General features: G+C 59.1%; 16 protein-coding genes and 1 tRNA gene. 4 read left to right on the top strand and 13 right to left on the bottom strand.

Translation table 11 applies throughout. The features are described from left to right. Positions 1–39: 39 nt before the first annotated feature. From iolB to ACR0E6_RS08415, 11 genes are all read right to left on the bottom strand, one after another. A complete protein-coding gene (gene iolB, locus ACR0E6_RS08365) occupies positions 40–846 on the bottom strand; it encodes a 5-deoxy-glucuronate isomerase (RefSeq protein WP_480582350.1) in 807 nt (268 codons plus the stop codon). Positions 847–891: 45 nt separating this feature from the next. Further along, positions 892–2,073, bottom strand: coding sequence for a phytanoyl-CoA dioxygenase family protein (locus tag ACR0E6_RS08370; RefSeq protein WP_480582352.1), 1,182 nt, complete (start codon positions 2,071–2,073; stop codon positions 892–894). 49 nt (positions 2,074–2,122) lie between these two features. Further along, on the bottom strand, positions 2,123–3,022 hold the full coding sequence (iolE, locus tag ACR0E6_RS08375; RefSeq protein ID WP_480582354.1) for a myo-inosose-2 dehydratase: 900 nt from the start codon (positions 3,020–3,022) through the stop codon (positions 2,123–2,125). Beyond that, positions 3,019–4,851 (bottom strand): 3D-(3,5/4)-trihydroxycyclohexane-1,2-dione acylhydrolase (decyclizing), encoded by a 1,833-nt coding sequence (iolD, locus tag ACR0E6_RS08380; protein ID WP_480582356.1) that lies wholly within the window; start codon positions 4,849–4,851, stop codon positions 3,019–3,021. Before iolD ends, iolE begins: the two co-directional genes overlap by 4 nt. A 152-nt stretch (positions 4,852–5,003) precedes the next feature. Further along, positions 5,004–5,822 (bottom strand): ATP-binding cassette domain-containing protein, encoded by an 819-nt coding sequence (locus ACR0E6_RS08385; RefSeq protein WP_170452219.1) that lies wholly within the window; start codon positions 5,820–5,822, stop codon positions 5,004–5,006. 1 nt (position 5,823) lies between these two features. Then, positions 5,824–6,936 carry an ABC transporter permease gene (locus ACR0E6_RS08390; protein WP_170452221.1) on the bottom strand — a complete coding sequence of 371 codons (1,113 nt, stop codon included), beginning with the start codon at positions 6,934–6,936 and terminating at the stop codon, positions 5,824–5,826. Positions 6,937–7,010: 74 nt separating this feature from the next. Then, the gene (locus tag ACR0E6_RS08395; RefSeq protein WP_170452223.1) at positions 7,011–7,952 is read right to left on the bottom strand and encodes a sugar ABC transporter substrate-binding protein; all 942 of its coding nucleotides are present in this window, start codon (positions 7,950–7,952) and stop codon (positions 7,011–7,013) included. Positions 7,953–8,075: 123 nt separating this feature from the next. Then, positions 8,076–9,089 (bottom strand): inositol 2-dehydrogenase, encoded by a 1,014-nt coding sequence (gene iolG, locus ACR0E6_RS08400; RefSeq protein ID WP_480582358.1) that lies wholly within the window; start codon positions 9,087–9,089, stop codon positions 8,076–8,078. A gap of 559 nt (positions 9,090–9,648) precedes the next feature. Further along, positions 9,649–9,725, bottom strand: a tRNA-Arg gene (locus ACR0E6_RS08405). Between the two features lie 21 nt (positions 9,726–9,746). Next, positions 9,747–10,223, bottom strand: a complete 477-nt coding sequence (locus tag ACR0E6_RS08410) for a GNAT family N-acetyltransferase (protein WP_480582360.1) — start codon at positions 10,221–10,223, stop codon at positions 9,747–9,749. Next, positions 10,224–10,535 (bottom strand): ETC complex I subunit, encoded by a 312-nt coding sequence (locus ACR0E6_RS08415; protein WP_170452229.1) that lies wholly within the window; start codon positions 10,533–10,535, stop codon positions 10,224–10,226. It abuts the gene before it with no gap. A 371-nt stretch (positions 10,536–10,906) separates the two neighbouring features. Here ACR0E6_RS08415 and uvrB point away from each other — a divergent pair, with 371 nt between their 5' ends. The 3 genes from uvrB (at position 10,907) to ACR0E6_RS08430 (ending at position 14,501) form a co-directional block, all read left to right on the top strand. Further along, entirely contained in the window at positions 10,907–13,093 is a 2,187-nt protein-coding gene (uvrB, locus tag ACR0E6_RS08420) for an excinuclease ABC subunit UvrB (protein ID WP_170523177.1), read from the top strand. Then, complete coding sequence (locus ACR0E6_RS08425; RefSeq protein WP_480582363.1) at positions 13,090–13,710, top strand: hypothetical protein; 621 nt, start codon at positions 13,090–13,092, stop codon at positions 13,708–13,710. Before uvrB ends, ACR0E6_RS08425 begins: the two co-directional genes overlap by 4 nt. A 422-nt stretch (positions 13,711–14,132) precedes the next feature. Continuing rightward, entirely contained in the window at positions 14,133–14,501 is a 369-nt protein-coding gene (locus tag ACR0E6_RS08430) for a hypothetical protein (protein ID WP_480582365.1), read from the top strand. Positions 14,502–14,525: 24 nt separating this feature from the next. Here ACR0E6_RS08430 and ACR0E6_RS08435 read toward each other — a convergent pair whose 3' ends face one another. Then, positions 14,526–14,942, bottom strand: coding sequence for an excalibur calcium-binding domain-containing protein (locus ACR0E6_RS08435; RefSeq protein ID WP_480582367.1), 417 nt, complete (start codon positions 14,940–14,942; stop codon positions 14,526–14,528). Between the two features lie 120 nt (positions 14,943–15,062). On the opposite strand from ACR0E6_RS08435, the gene ACR0E6_RS08440 reads away from it, so the two are divergent. Further along, a complete protein-coding gene (locus tag ACR0E6_RS08440; protein WP_480582369.1) occupies positions 15,063–15,545 on the top strand; it encodes a HugZ family pyridoxamine 5'-phosphate oxidase in 483 nt (160 codons plus the stop codon). A 3-nt stretch (positions 15,546–15,548) separates the two neighbouring features. Here ACR0E6_RS08440 and ACR0E6_RS08445 read toward each other — a convergent pair whose 3' ends face one another. Next, entirely contained in the window at positions 15,549–15,956 is a 408-nt protein-coding gene (locus tag ACR0E6_RS08445; protein ID WP_480582371.1) for a universal stress protein, read from the bottom strand. Positions 15,957–16,016: the final 60 nt, after the last annotated feature.

Below are 16,016 nucleotides of genomic sequence, written 5' to 3' on the forward strand. Positions count from 1 at the left end.
AAAGGCCCCGGAATGGCGGGGCCCGGTATCCAGCAGGCGCTAAGCGTCACGCTCCATGATCCATTCGACCTCGGGGGCCGGGACGAACCGCCATTTTCGCAGCGGCCCGGCCATGACGTTCAGGTAATACATCTCGAACCCATAGGGCGCGCCGCAGGGGTGGTGGCCGCGCGGGACGGTCACGACGTCGCCATCAGACACCGCCATCGTTTCATCTAACTGGCCGTCATCGGTATAGACCCGCTGGATGCCGAAGCCGTTGGACGGGTTCAGGCGGTGGTAATAGGTCTCTTCCAGATAGGTGATCCGGGGATAATCGTCCTCGTCGTGGCGGTGACTGGGATAGGACGACCAGTGGCCATTTGGCGTGAAGACCTCGGTCACCAGCAGGCTGTCGGCGAAGTCCTCCGCCTCCATCGCTATGTTGTTGATATAGCGCGTGTTCACGCCCTTGCCGCGTTCGGTCAAGGTTATTCCATCAGGGCCAATACGCCGCGCCGCATGACCGCTTTTGCCCGGTGCCGAACAGACGGCGATGACACAATCGGTTTCTGCCACGGCTTCCCATTCGGTTCCGTTCGGCAGGTACAGGCAATGCGGTGGCGTCTTCTCGAACACGTTCATCCGGTCGCCCAGAACACCCCAATCCTGCCCGGCCCCGGTGATCTGTGCCTTCCCCTCGACCATGACCAGAATGACCTCACGATCCCCGGTGACCTCAGACGCCTTGTCTCCGGCCCGCAAGTGATAGAGACCAAACCCGACATACCGCCACCCGGCGCTGGCCGGGGTGATATCGTGGACCTTGCCGCGCGTGCCGAAGGGTTTCTTGAGCAGATCTGCCATTTTGTTCTCCTTGCGGGCAGCCATTCGGGCCGCCCGATTGTTGTTTCAGGCAGCTTGCCTTTGGTTCAGGGCCGAAAGAGCCTTGGACAGTTGCGCCTCGGTCCAGCCTTCCGCAACAGCACAGCGCAGTATGTCCGCCTGACTTTCAGGCGCGTTGCCCCTGACCGGAGGGTCCGTGTCCAGATTGGTGGGGAAGGGATAACCCTCAGCCGTGGCTGCAATCGCGGCCTCCAACTGCGATGCGTCCAACGCCCCGCGCTGCTTCAAGGCAACCAGTGACGGGAACACCGCCAGCGACATCGCCTGACGATCCACCGCCTCCATCGCACGCCCGAAGGGTGACGAGATTTGCAGCAGGTTCGCCATGCGGTGAATGTTGGTGCTGCTGTTCCCGCCCGCCGCGTGGAACAGGGCCGGGTTGAAAAACACCGCGTCGCCCTTTTCCAGTGGGAGCTGGATATAGCTGTCCTCGAAATACGCCCGGTGGGCTTCGTCGTGGAAGGCCAGATAGCCCGGCGGGTAGAGCTGCGAGAACGGTAGTAGTTTGGTAGGACCGCTTTCCAATGGCATGTCGCAATGCGCAACCGCCCCCTGCAGCGTCAGCGAGGCTGTTACCAGATGCGCATGGGCCGGGTATCGGGCCGCGCTGTCCGCGCTTTGAAACCCAAGGTGATAGTCCCGATGCGCCTGTTGCGCCTTGCCACCGGGACGCACCTGATTGATCTGCGCCGTCACCTGATAGTTCGGCCCAAGCCATGCTTCACAAGCCGCCGAGATCGCCGTGTTCCCGAAATAGAGCGCAAACCCCTCCGGATCGCGCAGGCACTGTTTTTGCAAGGCGTTCCAAATCCGGTCATTCGCGCCTGAGGCGGCGAAATGATCACCCTCACCCGCCCCGCTTTGGCGTTCTAGTTCGATAATCTGACGAAACACATCCGTCGCCCGATCAATGATCGAGGTGTCCGGATACGCCCCTTTCAAAGCGATCACACCGGCGGATTTGTCCAGAACCCAGCCCCATTCCGCCAGCAAAGCACGGCGTGTGTCGGGCTGTTCCAACATCGGACGCAGCGCCTGCATGTCATAGACGGGCACGTTCTTTTCGACGGAGGCCGCAAAAGGCACCGTTTCAGCCAAAAGGTTCTGAGAGGTCAACACCTTGAATTCATCCAGATCACAGGATTCCCGGTCGAAATAGCCGACATATCCAAGCTGTTGAGTCACCATGACAGTCTCCTTTCTCATGGCTTTTGGTGTTGCCCTTTGGGGCTGGGTGTTACGCCGTGATCTCCAATCCCGCCCGTTTGCAGACCTCGACAATGTGGTCGTAGCCCATCTTGGAATACTCATAGGGCGGCGCCTTGGCCGGGTCCTGTTCGGCCTCGACCACAATCCAGCCGTCGTAATCCATCGCTTTCAGCGCGTTTGCGACCGCCTGAAAGTCGATGCAACCATCGCTTGGAACGGTGAAAGCGCCGCCGACCACCGCATCCAGGAAAGAATGGTCATTCTCGCGGGTTGTCTGCACGACCTGAGGGCGAATGTCCTTGAAATGCACGTGATGCACCCGGTCGCCCCAGCGGTTCAGGGTTGCCATCACATCACCGCCGCCAAACAGCAGATGGCCGGTGTCAAAGCACAGGTTCACCTCGGGGCCCGATCCCTCCATCAGCCAGTTCACGTCATCCTCGCTTTCGATGATCGTGCCCATGTGGTGGTGATAGGCCATCGGCATCCCCTGATCGGCCATCCATTTCGCCAATTCGGTGATCTTGGCTGCGTAGGCTTTAACCTCATCCTTCGACAGTTTCGGACGGTGATTGACCGGCGTGCCCATCTGCCCCTGCACGGTGTTCGAGCATTCGGCATAGACAATGCACGGGCTGTTCAGCGCCACGAATTGCTCGACCTGTTCGCGCACCGCCTCACGTTCGGTCGCGAAGTCGTTGACCAGCGACGCACCGGAACACCAACCGCCGCACAGGGCGATGTCGTTGCCGTCGAGATAGGCGCGCAACCCTTCGGTGTCGCCGGGCATCCGCTGGCCGCGCTCAACGCCTGTATAACCAATCTCTCTGGCCTCTTTCAGCGCCTGTTCCATGGTATAGGCCGCCGTCAGGTCGGGCAGATCGTCATTCTGCCACGCAATCGGAGAGATACCGATCTTCACGCTCATTTCGTGTTTCTTTCCTTGATCGCAACTTCATATGCCGCGCGTTTTTCGTTCACTTCGGGGCGGATTGAGACCTCGGGCACGGCTACTTCCCACCACGTGCCGCCATATTCGGTCGACGGGTACGGATCGGTATCAATGACCACCACGTAAGGTCCTTTGATGTCGCCCCGTTTGGCCAGTGCCTCTTCCAATTCAGCAATTGAACTCACCTTGACCGAGGTCGCCCCCATCGCCGCCGCATGTGCGGCAAAGTCGATGGCCGACGGTGTCTCATGCACCGCGTGATCCAGCAGATTGTTAAACTCGGCCCCGCCGGTGCCCATCTGCAAGCGGTTGATACAGCCAAAGCCCCGGTTGTCGGTGATGACAACAGTGAAGGACACGCCCATCATCGCGGCAGAGGCCATTTCCGAGTTCGCCATCATATAGGTGCCGTCGCCGGTAAAGCAGATCACGTCGCGCTCGGGCTGGGCCATCTTGATGCCCATGGCGCCTGCGATCTCATACCCCATGCAACTGAACCCGTATTCCATGTGATAGGCGCCGGGGCGCGGGGCCTTCCACAGCTTGTGCAACTCACCGGGCATTGTTCCGGCGGCGCACATTACAACGGTGTCGTTATGCGAGGCCCGCTGAACCGCGCCAATCACCTGCATGTCGGTGGGCAGAGCATTGCCGTCACCGGGCGCATCGGTCAGCTTGTCGACCTTGCCGAACCAATCGGCTTTCAGGGTATCGGCCACTGGATCGGCGCTGTAGCCCTGCAAGCCTGCGCCCAGCTCTTGCAAGCCCACGCGTGCGTCGGATTGCAATGGCATTGCTCCGTGCTTTTCGGCGTCATAGGCTGCGGTGTTCAGGCAGATCATCTCGCGTTCGGGGTTCGAAAACAGGCCCCATGACCCGGTGGTGAAATCCTGCAACCGCGTACCAACCGCAAGAACCAGATCAGCCTCGGCGCATACATCGTTGGCTGGTTCTCCACCGGTCACACCAATCGGGCCAAGGTTCAATGGGTGGTCCCAGGCCAAGGCCGATTTGCCTGCCTGCGTTTCAGCGACGGGGATATTGTGGGTTTCGACAAAACTCTGCAACGCGTCGGTCGCGCCCGAGTAATGCACCCCGCCCCCGGCCACGATGACCGGGCGCTTGGCCGCTTTGATCGCGGCAACGGCGCGGGCCAATTCACCCTCGTCCGGGCGGATGCGGCGCTGATACCAGACGCGTGGCTCAAAGAAGCTTTCGGGATAGTCGTAGGCCTCGGCCTGCACGTCCTGGCAGAAGGCCAGCGTCACCGGACCGCAATCTGCCGGGTCGGTCATGGTACGGAAGACGCGCGGTAGCGCGGTCAACAGGTGTTCGGGGCGCGAGATGCGGTCATAGTACCGGCTGACCGGCCGGAAACAGTCATTGGCGCTGACCGTGCCGTCACCGAAATTCTCGATCTGTTGCAGCACCGGGTCCGGGCCGCGCGAGGCAAACACATCGCCGGGGATGATCAGTACCGGCAGTCGGTTCGCATGAGCCAATGCCGCCGCTGTCACCATATTCGTGGCCCCCGGCCCGATGGATGAGGTCACGGCCATCGCCCGCGTGCGACGCATCTGCTTGGCATAGGCAATCGCGCAATGGGCCATGGTCTGTTCGTTGTGACCACGATAGGTGGGCAGGCTGTCCTTGACCGCGTGCAAAGCCTCACCCAGACCTGCCACGTTGCCATGGCCGAAAATGGCCCAGACTCCGGCGATATAGGGCTCTCCGGCCTCATTCATCTGTGCCCCGAGATAGCGCACCAGAGCTTGCGCCGCGGTCAGTCGGACTGTCTTGCTCATCATGATCCCTTTCAACACGAAGCCGTCATGGGCTTTAGGTCGGTTTTCACATTTCTGAAGGTTCCAGGCCACCCAATCTGACCTGTGATTTATGTGTGGCCTTGCACCACTGAATGATCGGGCGCCCCGCATGCCTGCGGGGCACCGGTGTTTTAAACGGTCCCGCCCAGCGAACCTTCCAGCTCGGCCAGTTCCTGACCGCCAGCCATGAGGTCCTGAAGTTCCTCAGGCGTGATCTCACCCCGCTTTGCGGTGCCCAGCGTCTGCCCCCGGTTCAACACGGTAAAGCGGTCGCCCACCGCCAACGCGTGGCGGACGTTGTGGCTGATGAACACGACGCCCACACCCTGACTGCGCACCTTGTCGATGGTCGCCAGAACGTTCGAAGTCTGACGCACCCCAAGGGCCGAGGTCGGCTCGTCCAGAATCAGGATCTTCGCACCGAAATGCACGGCGCGGGCAATCGCAACTGTCTGACGTTCCCCACCCGACAGCGTGCCGACGGCCTGATCCGGGCCACGCAGGTTGATGCCCATCTTGCGCATCTCTTCCATGGTGATCTCATCCGCCAGTTTCTTGTCGAAGAAGTTGATCCCGGCCACTTTGCGTGTCGGTTCATTGCCCATGAAGAAGTTGCGGCTGACGCTCATCAACGGGATCATGGCCAGATGCTGGTGCACCGTGGCGATACCCGCTGAAATGGCGTCACGCGGGTCTTCGAAATGCATCGGCCTGTCTTCGAAGAAGATCTCACCGGCGGTTGGCTTGTGCACACCGGACATGGTTTTGATGAAGGTCGACTTGCCCGCGCCGTTATCTCCCAGCAGGCAATGGCATTCCCCCGGTTTCAGGTCGAAACTGACGCCAGCCAGCGCGATCACCGAACCAAAGTGTTTCTGAATGTCGACCATACGGATGATCGGCTTTTGCTCTTGCGAGTCGCCGTGGTGGAATTTGGTGTCTTCGGTCATCTCAGCGTTCTCCTGTGATGATGCGACGAATATAAGTGTTCAGGATCACCGCACCCAGCAGGATCACACCCAGAAACACCCGGAACAGCGAACTTTCGACGCCTGCAAAGAACAGCCCCTGCTGCACCACACCAAAGATAAGCGCACCCAGCGCCGCCCCCAGAACCGAGCCATAGCCGCCGGTCAGCAACGCGCCACCGATGACCACGGCGATGATTGCCTCGAACTCTTTCAGCAGACCACGATCCGCGCCGGCCGAACCGAATTCCATGACCTGACAGGTCGCAAATACGGTGGCGCAGAAGGCGGTGAACATGAACATCAGGATTTTCACCTTGTTCACTGGCACACCCGAGTTTCGCGCGGCCTCGGCATCGCCACCGGCCGCAAAGATCCAGTTGCCAAACTTGGTTTTGGTCAGCAGCACATGGCCAAAGATAATGATGACAATCGCCCAGACGATCAGCATGGGGATACCGTCAACAACAGGTTGACCGGCGCGCGTACCGCGTTCGAACGTGGCGATAATGCCGTTGTCGCCCAGCCAGACGAACAGCCCCTGCAGAACTTTCCCACCAAAGATCGGGGCCAGCCAGTCGCCTTCTGCCGCGTCGCGGATACCGCCGATGATGGTCTTGTTCTCGAAGGTTTGCGGCAGATAGATGGTAAAGCCCCGCAGCACGAACAGCGCCGCCAGCGTCACGATAAAGCTGGGCAGCCCGGTGCGGATCACGATCCAGCCGTTAAAGGCACCGATCAGCATGCACAGAATGAAAGTCACAATGATCGAGATCCAGGCGGGCCAGCCCAGGATCACCAGAAAGATGGCAATCATCATGCCCGAAAAGCCGATCATCGAGCCGACGGACAGGTCGAATTCACCCGCGATCATCAGCAAGCACGCGCCGACAGCGATGATCATGAACTGAGCGGACACGGTGCCCCAGTTCATCACGCCCTGCGCGTTGAACATGCCGGAATCAGCGGCGAATAGAAGAAAGAAGGTAAAGACTGCGACGGTTCCAACGATCCCGCCCAGCTCGGGGCGGATCAGCCAGCGGCGCAGCGCGGACATTTCCTTGACGCGTTCGTCAGCGACTTGGGTGGTGGACATGGCGTGCCTCCACGATTTGAAAGGTGCGGATTTAAGTCAGGCGGGTGGCGCGCCCTGGCGCCACCCGGTTGGGATCAGCGGTATTCGCCCGCGTGTTCCTCGACTTTTTCAAGGGCGTCTGCGGTCACAAAACCGGGGCCCGAGTTGATGTTGTTGCCCGGCAGAACGCCGTAGCGATGGTAGTTGGTCAGGATCACAACCGGCAGATACGCCTGCAGGAAGGGCTGCTGGTCGATGCCCCACTGAATGGTGCCGTCCTTGATGCCTTTGACGATTTCCTCACCCAGATCGAAGGTGCCGAAATAGATGTCACCGGCCATGCCGTTTTCCTTCAGCGCCGCCACGGTGGGATCAGCCGACACCGGACCCAGAGTCAGTATGCCATCGGTATCCGGGTTTGCGGACAGATAGGCCAGAACCTTGTTCTTGATTTCCGCCGGGTCGGTGCCGCTGTCCAGCATCGCATCGCCCAGTTCAACACCCAGACCATCGGCAAAGCCACGGCAACGCTCGCCCACCGTGGGCTGCTGGATCGCGTGGTTCACGCACAGGAATTTGGTAACGCCGTCACCTTTTGCGCGCTGACCGGCGGCAAGACCGGCGTCATATTCGGGCTGGCCGACATACATCAGCGCTCCAACCTCGCGCGCCTGATCCGGCGTGCCGGTGTTCATGATGATAACGTCAATGCCCGAGTCCACGGCAGATGTGATCGGACCTTTCAACACGTCATAATCGGCCAAAGTGGTGATGATCCCGTTCGGCCCCGAGGCCGCCGCCTGATCGATGATCCGCGCCATGTCGGCGATGTCGCCGGTGGGCGGGTTGCGATACTCGACCTCGACACCCATCTGATCACCCGCCAGCGCGATGCCGTTCTTGATCGTGTTCCACCAGCTGTCGCTGTCCGGGGCATGGCTGACCAGGATGTACTTTTCGCCTTCCGCCGCAGCGCCCGTGGCCGCTGCAACCGCCACAGCACTGGCCATCAGCACTCGTTTCACAAACTTGTTCATTTGGTTTCCTCCCATAAAAACCGTCTGTTTTTGTCCTGGGCTATCCGCCCCATTCACTCGGTCGGACCGAATCTGTCGTAGCCGGAAGTGGTACCGAGCCGTTTTCAGTTTGAAGAAATTCGCTCATTTTGCAACCGGTTTCAAAATTTCCGCCATTTGGACGGGTGCGCCCGAACGTGCGGATTGCGTTGCCGCTTCGGCCATGGCCAGCGCAGCGACACCGTCATCCAAAGTCACCGGAACCGCTGCGCCCGACGTTGCGGCCTGGACAAATGCATCCCATTCGGCCCGATACGCAGGCATATAGCGTTCAAGGAAAAAGTAGGTAGGCTTGGCCCCGACAACGCCGTCCGACGTCGATTTGACCACCGTATTTTCCAACATGTTCTGGGCCTGCAGCAGTCCCTTTGATCCCAGCATTTCGACCCGTTGGTCATAACCATAGGCCGCACGGCGCGAGTTCTTGATGACCGCGATCCGACCGTCCGCGTAAGTCATTGTGACAACAGCGGTATCAACATCCCCGGCCTGCCCGATCTCAGGGTCCACGACCGAGGATCCAACGGCGGAAATAGAGGTCGGGATTTCCCCCATCAGATAGTTCGCCATGTCAAAATCGTGGATCATCATGTCACGGAACAGCCCGCCCGAAACCTTGATGTAGCTGACCGGCGGGGGTGCAGGATCGAATGAGGTGATCGACAACAGCTCAGCCTTGCCAATCTCACCTGCGTCGGCAGCGGCCTTCATCGCGGAAAAGTTGGGATCAAACCGGCGGTTGAACCCAATCATGACAGGTGGCTTGCGCCCGGCCACAACAGTCTGGCAGTCAAGCGCCCGCTGCAGGTCCAGATCGACCGGCTTTTCGCACAAAACCGCCTTGCCTGCCTGCGTTGCAGCCTCGATCAGGTCCGAATGCGTGTCGGTCGGCGTTGCGATCAGTACCGCATCAATATCCGGGTTATCGATAATTTCGTCCGAGCTTTGCACCTGCGCGCCATGCGCCTCGGCAAGTTGCGTCGCGGCTTCGGCCATTGCGTCCGACACCGCACATAGCTTGCTTTCCGAATGCAACGTAATGGCTTGCGCGTGGACACGTCCGATACGACCAGCACCAAGCAGCCCGACCTTCAGCATGTAATTCTCCCGAATCTTACTTGGCGTCACAATGTTGCTCTTTGCAACCGGTTGCAAGATTTTTTTTCGGGATGCCACGAGGAAACAGGCAAACACAGGCCAAGCGCCTTTTGACGGATGGGAATCACCCGTCGGACTCACGCCTAAGGTTGGCCCTGTTTTGATCAAAGGCCCCGAAAATCGCTCGAATTTTGTGGGAAATCGCAGAAAATCCGACCAGAAAAGGCGATCCGTACGGGAATCCCCCAATATCCGCGGCCCGAGACTTGGGCTAATTTGAGGTCAGCGGATTACACTACCACTCAGTAACCCCTTACGAGGGGCTGGCCTGACCCCCTCACCCAGCCCCTCACCCTCCCCCAAGGCCAAAAGAAAATGGCGCGTTTGAAACAAACGCGCCAAGTGTCTTGGGGAGAACTTTAAAAAAACTCACGTCATAAAACCAACTGACGCCAACTCATCAATAGGGTCACTTTGACTGATTCTGTGGGGCCGGTCAGTGACCCCGATCACACAAACGAGATTTCGCGAGCGATGTGTCGGTTGCAACAGTTGGAAATGGCGATCCCTGAAGGACTCGAACCCTCAACCTGCTGATTAGAAGTCAGCTGCTCTATCCAGTTGAGCTAAGGGACCGCTGCGCCCTTCTTGCGGTTTTTACGGGCGGGGTTCAAGGCCCAAGCGCATGAAGGCGCTGTTGGGATCATCCTCATAGCCGTAGATCGGACCGCAATAGGAATATCCCAATGCTTCGTACAGTTTGCGGGCGCCGTCATATTCCGGCAAATGCGCCGCGCCGGTTTCCAGAACCAGCGCGGACATCCCTTCCGACCGGGCGTGTTCCGCAAGATGATCCATCATCGCGCGCGCAAGCCCGCGTCCGCGCACTTGTGACAGGATGTGCACCGATTTCACCTCGGCCGTTTGGTCCGGCAACAGCTTCAGCGCCCCGCATCCCACCGGTTGATCGCCGTCATAAACGGCCCAAAACCGGATCCCCGGCCCGGACAGCGCATCGGCATCCATTGTATGATTGCTTTCCGCAGGGCCAGCCGTTTGGCTATGGGCAAAATGCGCCTCGACCACCGGGCGCAAAGCGTCCGATGTGGGGTCGGCCTGACGAATGTCGATCACTCAGTGCGTCCAGGGGCCGCGCCGGTCGGTGGCGAAGTTTTCGCCATAACCCCGGGCGCGCAGGTTGGGTTTGCGCTTATGCGGCTCGCTGACCTGCGCCTCGATACCGTTATCCTTGGCGTATTCCAGCGCCTCTTCCTTGGTATCGAATTTCAGCCGAACCTGAGTCTGCGTGTCATTGGACGAGGTCCAGCCCATCAGTGGATCAACCTCGCGCGCCGAGGCGGGGGCATATTCCAGAACCCATTTGCGGGTCTTTGCCATGCCCGAGGTCATCGCATTTCTTGAAGGCTGGTAAATCCGTGCGCGCATGTCGCCTCTCCGTCCTCACTTGGCTGATCATGTTTATGCGCGACGCAAGCGGCGCGGACAAGTCCGCAATTGTCGCGGGTTTCAGCGATCCCACTGATGCCAGAAACTGTCATCAGCGTGACCTAAAAGGGTTCAGCTCATGATGAGGATTGCAACATGATCCACCAAGAAAGAACCCTTGAAATCGATGCCCGGCCCGAGGCCATCTAGGCCGGTTTATGAACACTGATGAATTTCCGCCACAGGTGCAATCAGATCAAATCCCGGACGGTCGGCTTGCGTATAGCTGAAAGGCGTTTTCAAAAACCAGATCAGGACTTGCAGTTGGACAAAATAAGAACAAATGTAAGGGCCTGACCCGGAGCCTGCCCATGCCCTACGCCCATTCCGACAAGACCCAACTGACCGCCGAAGACGTCCGCGCGCGCCTGAAACTGGAAGGCGGCAAACAGTTCGTAATGCATACCGAGTTTGCCCCCGCAGGCGACCAGCCGACAGCGATCAGGGAACTGGCCGGCGGCGTTCTCGACGGCGAGCGCGATCAGGTTCTGCTGGGCGCGACCGGGACGGGCAAGACCTTCACCATGGCCAAGGTGATCGAGGAAACCCAGCGCCCCGCCATCATCCTTGCCCCCAACAAGACGCTGGCGGCGCAGCTATATGGTGAATTCAAGGGCTTCTTCCCCGAGAACTCGGTGGAATATTTCGTGTCCTACTACGATTACTACCAGCCCGAGGCCTATGTGCCGCGCTCGGATACGTACATAGAAAAAGAATCCCAGATCAACGAACAGATCGACCGGATGCGCCACTCGGCCACGCGGGCGCTGTTGGAGCGGGACGATGTGATCATCGTGGCCTCGGTCTCGTGCATCTACGGCATTGGCTCGGTCGAGACCTACGGGGCGATGACGCAGGACCTTAAGGTTGGCAATGAATACGATCAGCGGCAGGTGATGGCCGATCTGGTGGCCCAGCAATACCGCCGCAACGATCAGGCGTTTCAGCGCGGCTCGTTCCGGGTGCGGGGTGACTCGCTGGAAATCTGGCCCGCCCACCTTGAGGACCGCGCCTGGAAACTGTCCTTCTTTGGTGAGGAACTGGAACAGATCACCGAGTTCGACCCGCTGACCGGTGAGCGCGCTGCGACGATGGAACAGGTGCGCGTCTATGCGAACTCGCACTACGTGACGCCGAAGCCGACGATGCAGCAGGCGATCATCGGGATCAAAAAGGAACTGCGCATCCGGCTGGACCAACTGGTGGGCGAAGGCAAACTGCTGGAGGCCCAACGTCTGGAGCAGCGCACCAATTTCGATCTGGAAATGCTCGAGGCCACTGGCGTCTGCAACGGGATCGAGAACTATTCGCGCTATCTGACAGGCCGCGCACCGGGCGAACCGCCCCCGACCCTGTTCGAATTCATCCCCGACAATGCCATCGTTTTCGCCGATGAAAGCCATGTCAGCGTTCCGCAAATCGGCGGCATGTACCGGGGCGACTATCGGCGCAAGTTCACGCTGGCCGAACACGGGTTCCGCCTGCCGTCCTGCATGGACAACCGCCCCCTGAAGTTCGAGGAATGGGACGCTATGCGCCCGCAATCCGTCTTTGTCTCGGCCACCCCGGCGAAGTGGGAGATCGAACAGACCGGCGGCGTTTTCACCGAACAGGTGATCCGCCCAACCGGTCTGCTGGACCCCGAGGTCGAAATTCGCCCGGTATCCATGCAGGTGGACGACCTGCTGGATGAGGTGCGCAAGGTCGCCGCGAGCGGCTTCCGCACGCTGGTCACCACACTGACCAAACGCATGGCCGAGGACCTGACCGAATACCTGCACGAACAGGGCATCAAGGTGCGCTACATGCACTCGGATATCGACACGCTGGAACGCATCGAAATCCTGCGCGACCTGCGGCTTGGGGCGTTTGATGTACTGGTCGGCATCAACCTGCTGCGCGAGGGGCTCGATATCCCCGAATGCGGTCTGGTTGCCATTCTGGACGCGGATAAAGAGGGGTTCCTACGTTCCGAAACCTCGCTGATCCAGACCATCGGCCGCGCCGCGCGTAACGCCGATGGCCGGGTGATCATGTATGCCGACAAGATCACCGGCTCGATGGAGCGCGCCTTGGGCGAGACCAACCGCCGCCGCGCCAAACAGCTTGCCTATAACGAGGAACACGGCATCACGCCTGAGACGGTCAAGAAAAACGTCGAGGACGTTCTGGCCGGTCTCTACGAAGGCGACGTCGACATGAACCGCGTCACCGCCACCATCGACAAACCGATGCACGGTGCCAATCTTGAGGCCCATCTGGACGGTCTGCGCGACCAGATGCGCAAAGCCGCAGAGAACCTGGAATTCGAAGAAGCCGCCAACATCCGGGATGAGATCAAACGTCTGGAAGCGGTCGATCTGGCGGTCGCAGACGACCCCATGGCGCGTCAGTGGGCGGTCGAGAAGGCGTCAGAGGATGCGGTGAAATCGCGCGGACGGTCAACGGCTGGGCGACCGGGGCAGCGGGGTGGGAATGTGAAGCGGCGGAAGCGATGACGTTGAAATCCTCAGTTCAAGCATTTTGGAACAGGACTCTCCGTCCAACGCTCTATGCCGCAGTTCAGTTTCTGATATTTGGAGGTTACTCAGCTTACCTATTACGAGCCAACGAACCTGAAAAATTTGCCAAATTTGGAGCTTTGATTATTGCTTCGGCAGTTTTAAAAATAGCTTTTCAAAGAAACCGATTTACCCGGGCGCTGGAAAGCTGGGAACGATCCCAAGCTAAATGGCAATTCGATCAAACGGCCAAAGCGATAGCTTTCAGGGACAAAGCGATTGTAAACACTTTTGACGTCCACGCATCGCAAATTGCCCGGCTAAACCATCAGCTTGGATATGACAACCCGTTTGTCGAAAACACCCCTGACTCAATTAGAGAGTTTCTGGAAAGTACTCAGATTGACCAAGAGCAAGCCGACAGATTTCGTCGAGAACAAGAGCAATTCCATAAGGAGTTTCTGGAGTTTCAAGACCGCTACCGAAGTTCTACTCAATTTCAAGAAGGCTGGAGCAGTCTTATGTGGCGATTGGAGTTGCTGCTGGTCGCCGTTGGAACCGTTCAAACAGCATACGGCACCGATTTTGTGGTTTGGTTTCATAGTGTTTTCTAAATGGTAAGCGTAGGATGGGTGCTCGCACCCACCTTTTTTGGTGATGAACATTGATGGGTGAAATCACCCATCCTACAGCCCGACACTACCCTTACAGCCCAACGCCCTCTCCTCCACGTTTGAAAAAACAGGTTGTGTTTTCAAAACGGTTGTCATGACGAACACCCCGCGCAGCCCGCATGAAGTCCAAAGCGCCATTCACCGGGTGCGCAGCACCCGCGTGGTGCTGGCCGAGAATCTGGCGCGCCTCAGCGGAAAGTTCATCAGCGCCTTCAACCAGGCCGCCTCGTGCACAACCAACCTCTGTCGTAAAGACAGATCACCACCCTTGCCCAAGGCCCATCGACAGCTAAGTTTCCGTCATGCGCCTTCTTCTGCTCTCTATACTCCTTGCCACCCCAGCCACCGCATGGGAGGCCTCGGTGGGTTCAATCTGCACCCTGTTACACGACACCGGACAGGCAGAGATCTTCCTGACCTACGACCCGGCCCAACCTCTCTACACGCTGACCGTCACGCAAAAGACCGAGGCTTGGACACAGGCCCCATGGTTTGCCATGCGGTTTGATGGGCCGAACCCGATCGAAATTGCCACCTCGCGCCATGTGTTGTCGGACGGTGCGGCCTCGCTGACCGTCGCGGATACCGGGTTCGGAAATGTGCTGGACGGGTTGGAATACAATCAGACCGCCTACGCGTTCACTCAGGACGGGCTGGCCGAGTTTCCGTTGGACGGGGCCGCGCCCCAGGTCCGCATTTTCCGCGACTGCGCCGGGGCTCAATTGTCCTGAGGTGAAGAAATCAGGCCGAACGGATCAGGGGCGCACGAATTTCGCGTTCCCCACAGCGCGTTGTGTTGCCGTGCCGGATGTGGGTGCTTTGTTGGCGCGCACCTGACCTGACTTTTCGCACGAGACACCGTTGCGGTCCGGGTCATAGCGTTCGTGATACCCGGCATAACCTTTGCGGAAGGGACCAAAGCCAAGCTTTGCGGGTGCTTCGCAGCCTGACAGGGCGATGAGGTGCAGGATCGCTCCGTTCCGGTCGAACTCGGACATTCGGATGTAGATGTTCGCCGCGATCAGAGCAGTTGTCAGGGGTAAGGCCACGACCATCAGCCCAATGCGAAAAGGCGACAAAGCCCGCCGCCGCGTCGCATCAGCGCGCAGGTGTCGCTTTGAGGGCTGCGGGTTCAGGTGTTCCTGTTCCTGCGTAGGGCGATCCAAATCCATACCCCGTCTGTATACGCGATTTGTGGCAAAGCCGAGGCGGCGGCGACCCGACGGGCTGGAACTGTGTCCCTCAAACCCGTATCAAATGGTCATCTCTGACGCGACAGCAAGCCGAGTGCGATGCCCAAGGCCGACCCATACCAACCCACGGACGATACAGCGCGCAAGTTGGCGCGCGATCTGGTGGGCAGCGCTAGTTTTGCCGCGCTGTCCTTTCTGCGCCCGGACAACGGCTTGCCATCATCGTCGCGCATTGCATTGGCGACAGATGAGAATGGGCAACCGATCTCGTTGATTTCAACGCTGTCCGATCACACACGTGCTCTGCACGCGAACCCAGCCTGTGCGCTATTGATCGGAGAACCGGCGGACAAGGGCGATCCGCTGACACATCCGCGCCTGACATTGCACGCCACAGCGCAGTTGATCGCCCGAGGCACACCCGATCATGCGGGTCTGCGCCTGCGCTATCTGGAGTTGCGCCCGAAGGCCAAGCTTTATGTCGATTTTGCCGACTTCGGGTTTGTTCGCTTTGACGTCACCGACGGGTTGCTCAACGGCGGGTTCGGAAAAGCCTACCGCCTGAGCCCTGCGGATTTCTAGACGTCATCGGACCACGTGAACCGCGCATTTTGCGTGGCGCACGACATGCGTCGCGGTAGACCCCAACAGCAGGTCCTGCATCCCCGGCCGATGCGATGCCATGATGATCAGATCCGGGCTGTGTGCCTCGGCCCAGTCCAGGATACTGCGGCCCGAATGCCCCTCGATCACCAGCCCTTCGGCATTGGGCAGTTTTGCGGCAAGGTCATCCAGCTCAGTCTGAATGGCCTTGCGCGCTTCGGTCAGATATTCGGCGGGCATGTAGGAAATCGCATAGTTGGGAATATGCTCGACAACATGCAGCAAGGTGACCTTTGCGTCCGATGTTGCCAATAACTCGGCCAGTTTGATCGGGCCGGACGTATCCCGTTCGGTGTCGAAGGAAATGGGGACAAGAATGTTGTGATACATTTTAGGGCCTCCGTTTAACCGCAGTCATAGTAAACCACGCGGAAATCAGAGGCCTTGATC

The organism is Ruegeria sp. AP12 (genome assembly GCF_056540025.1).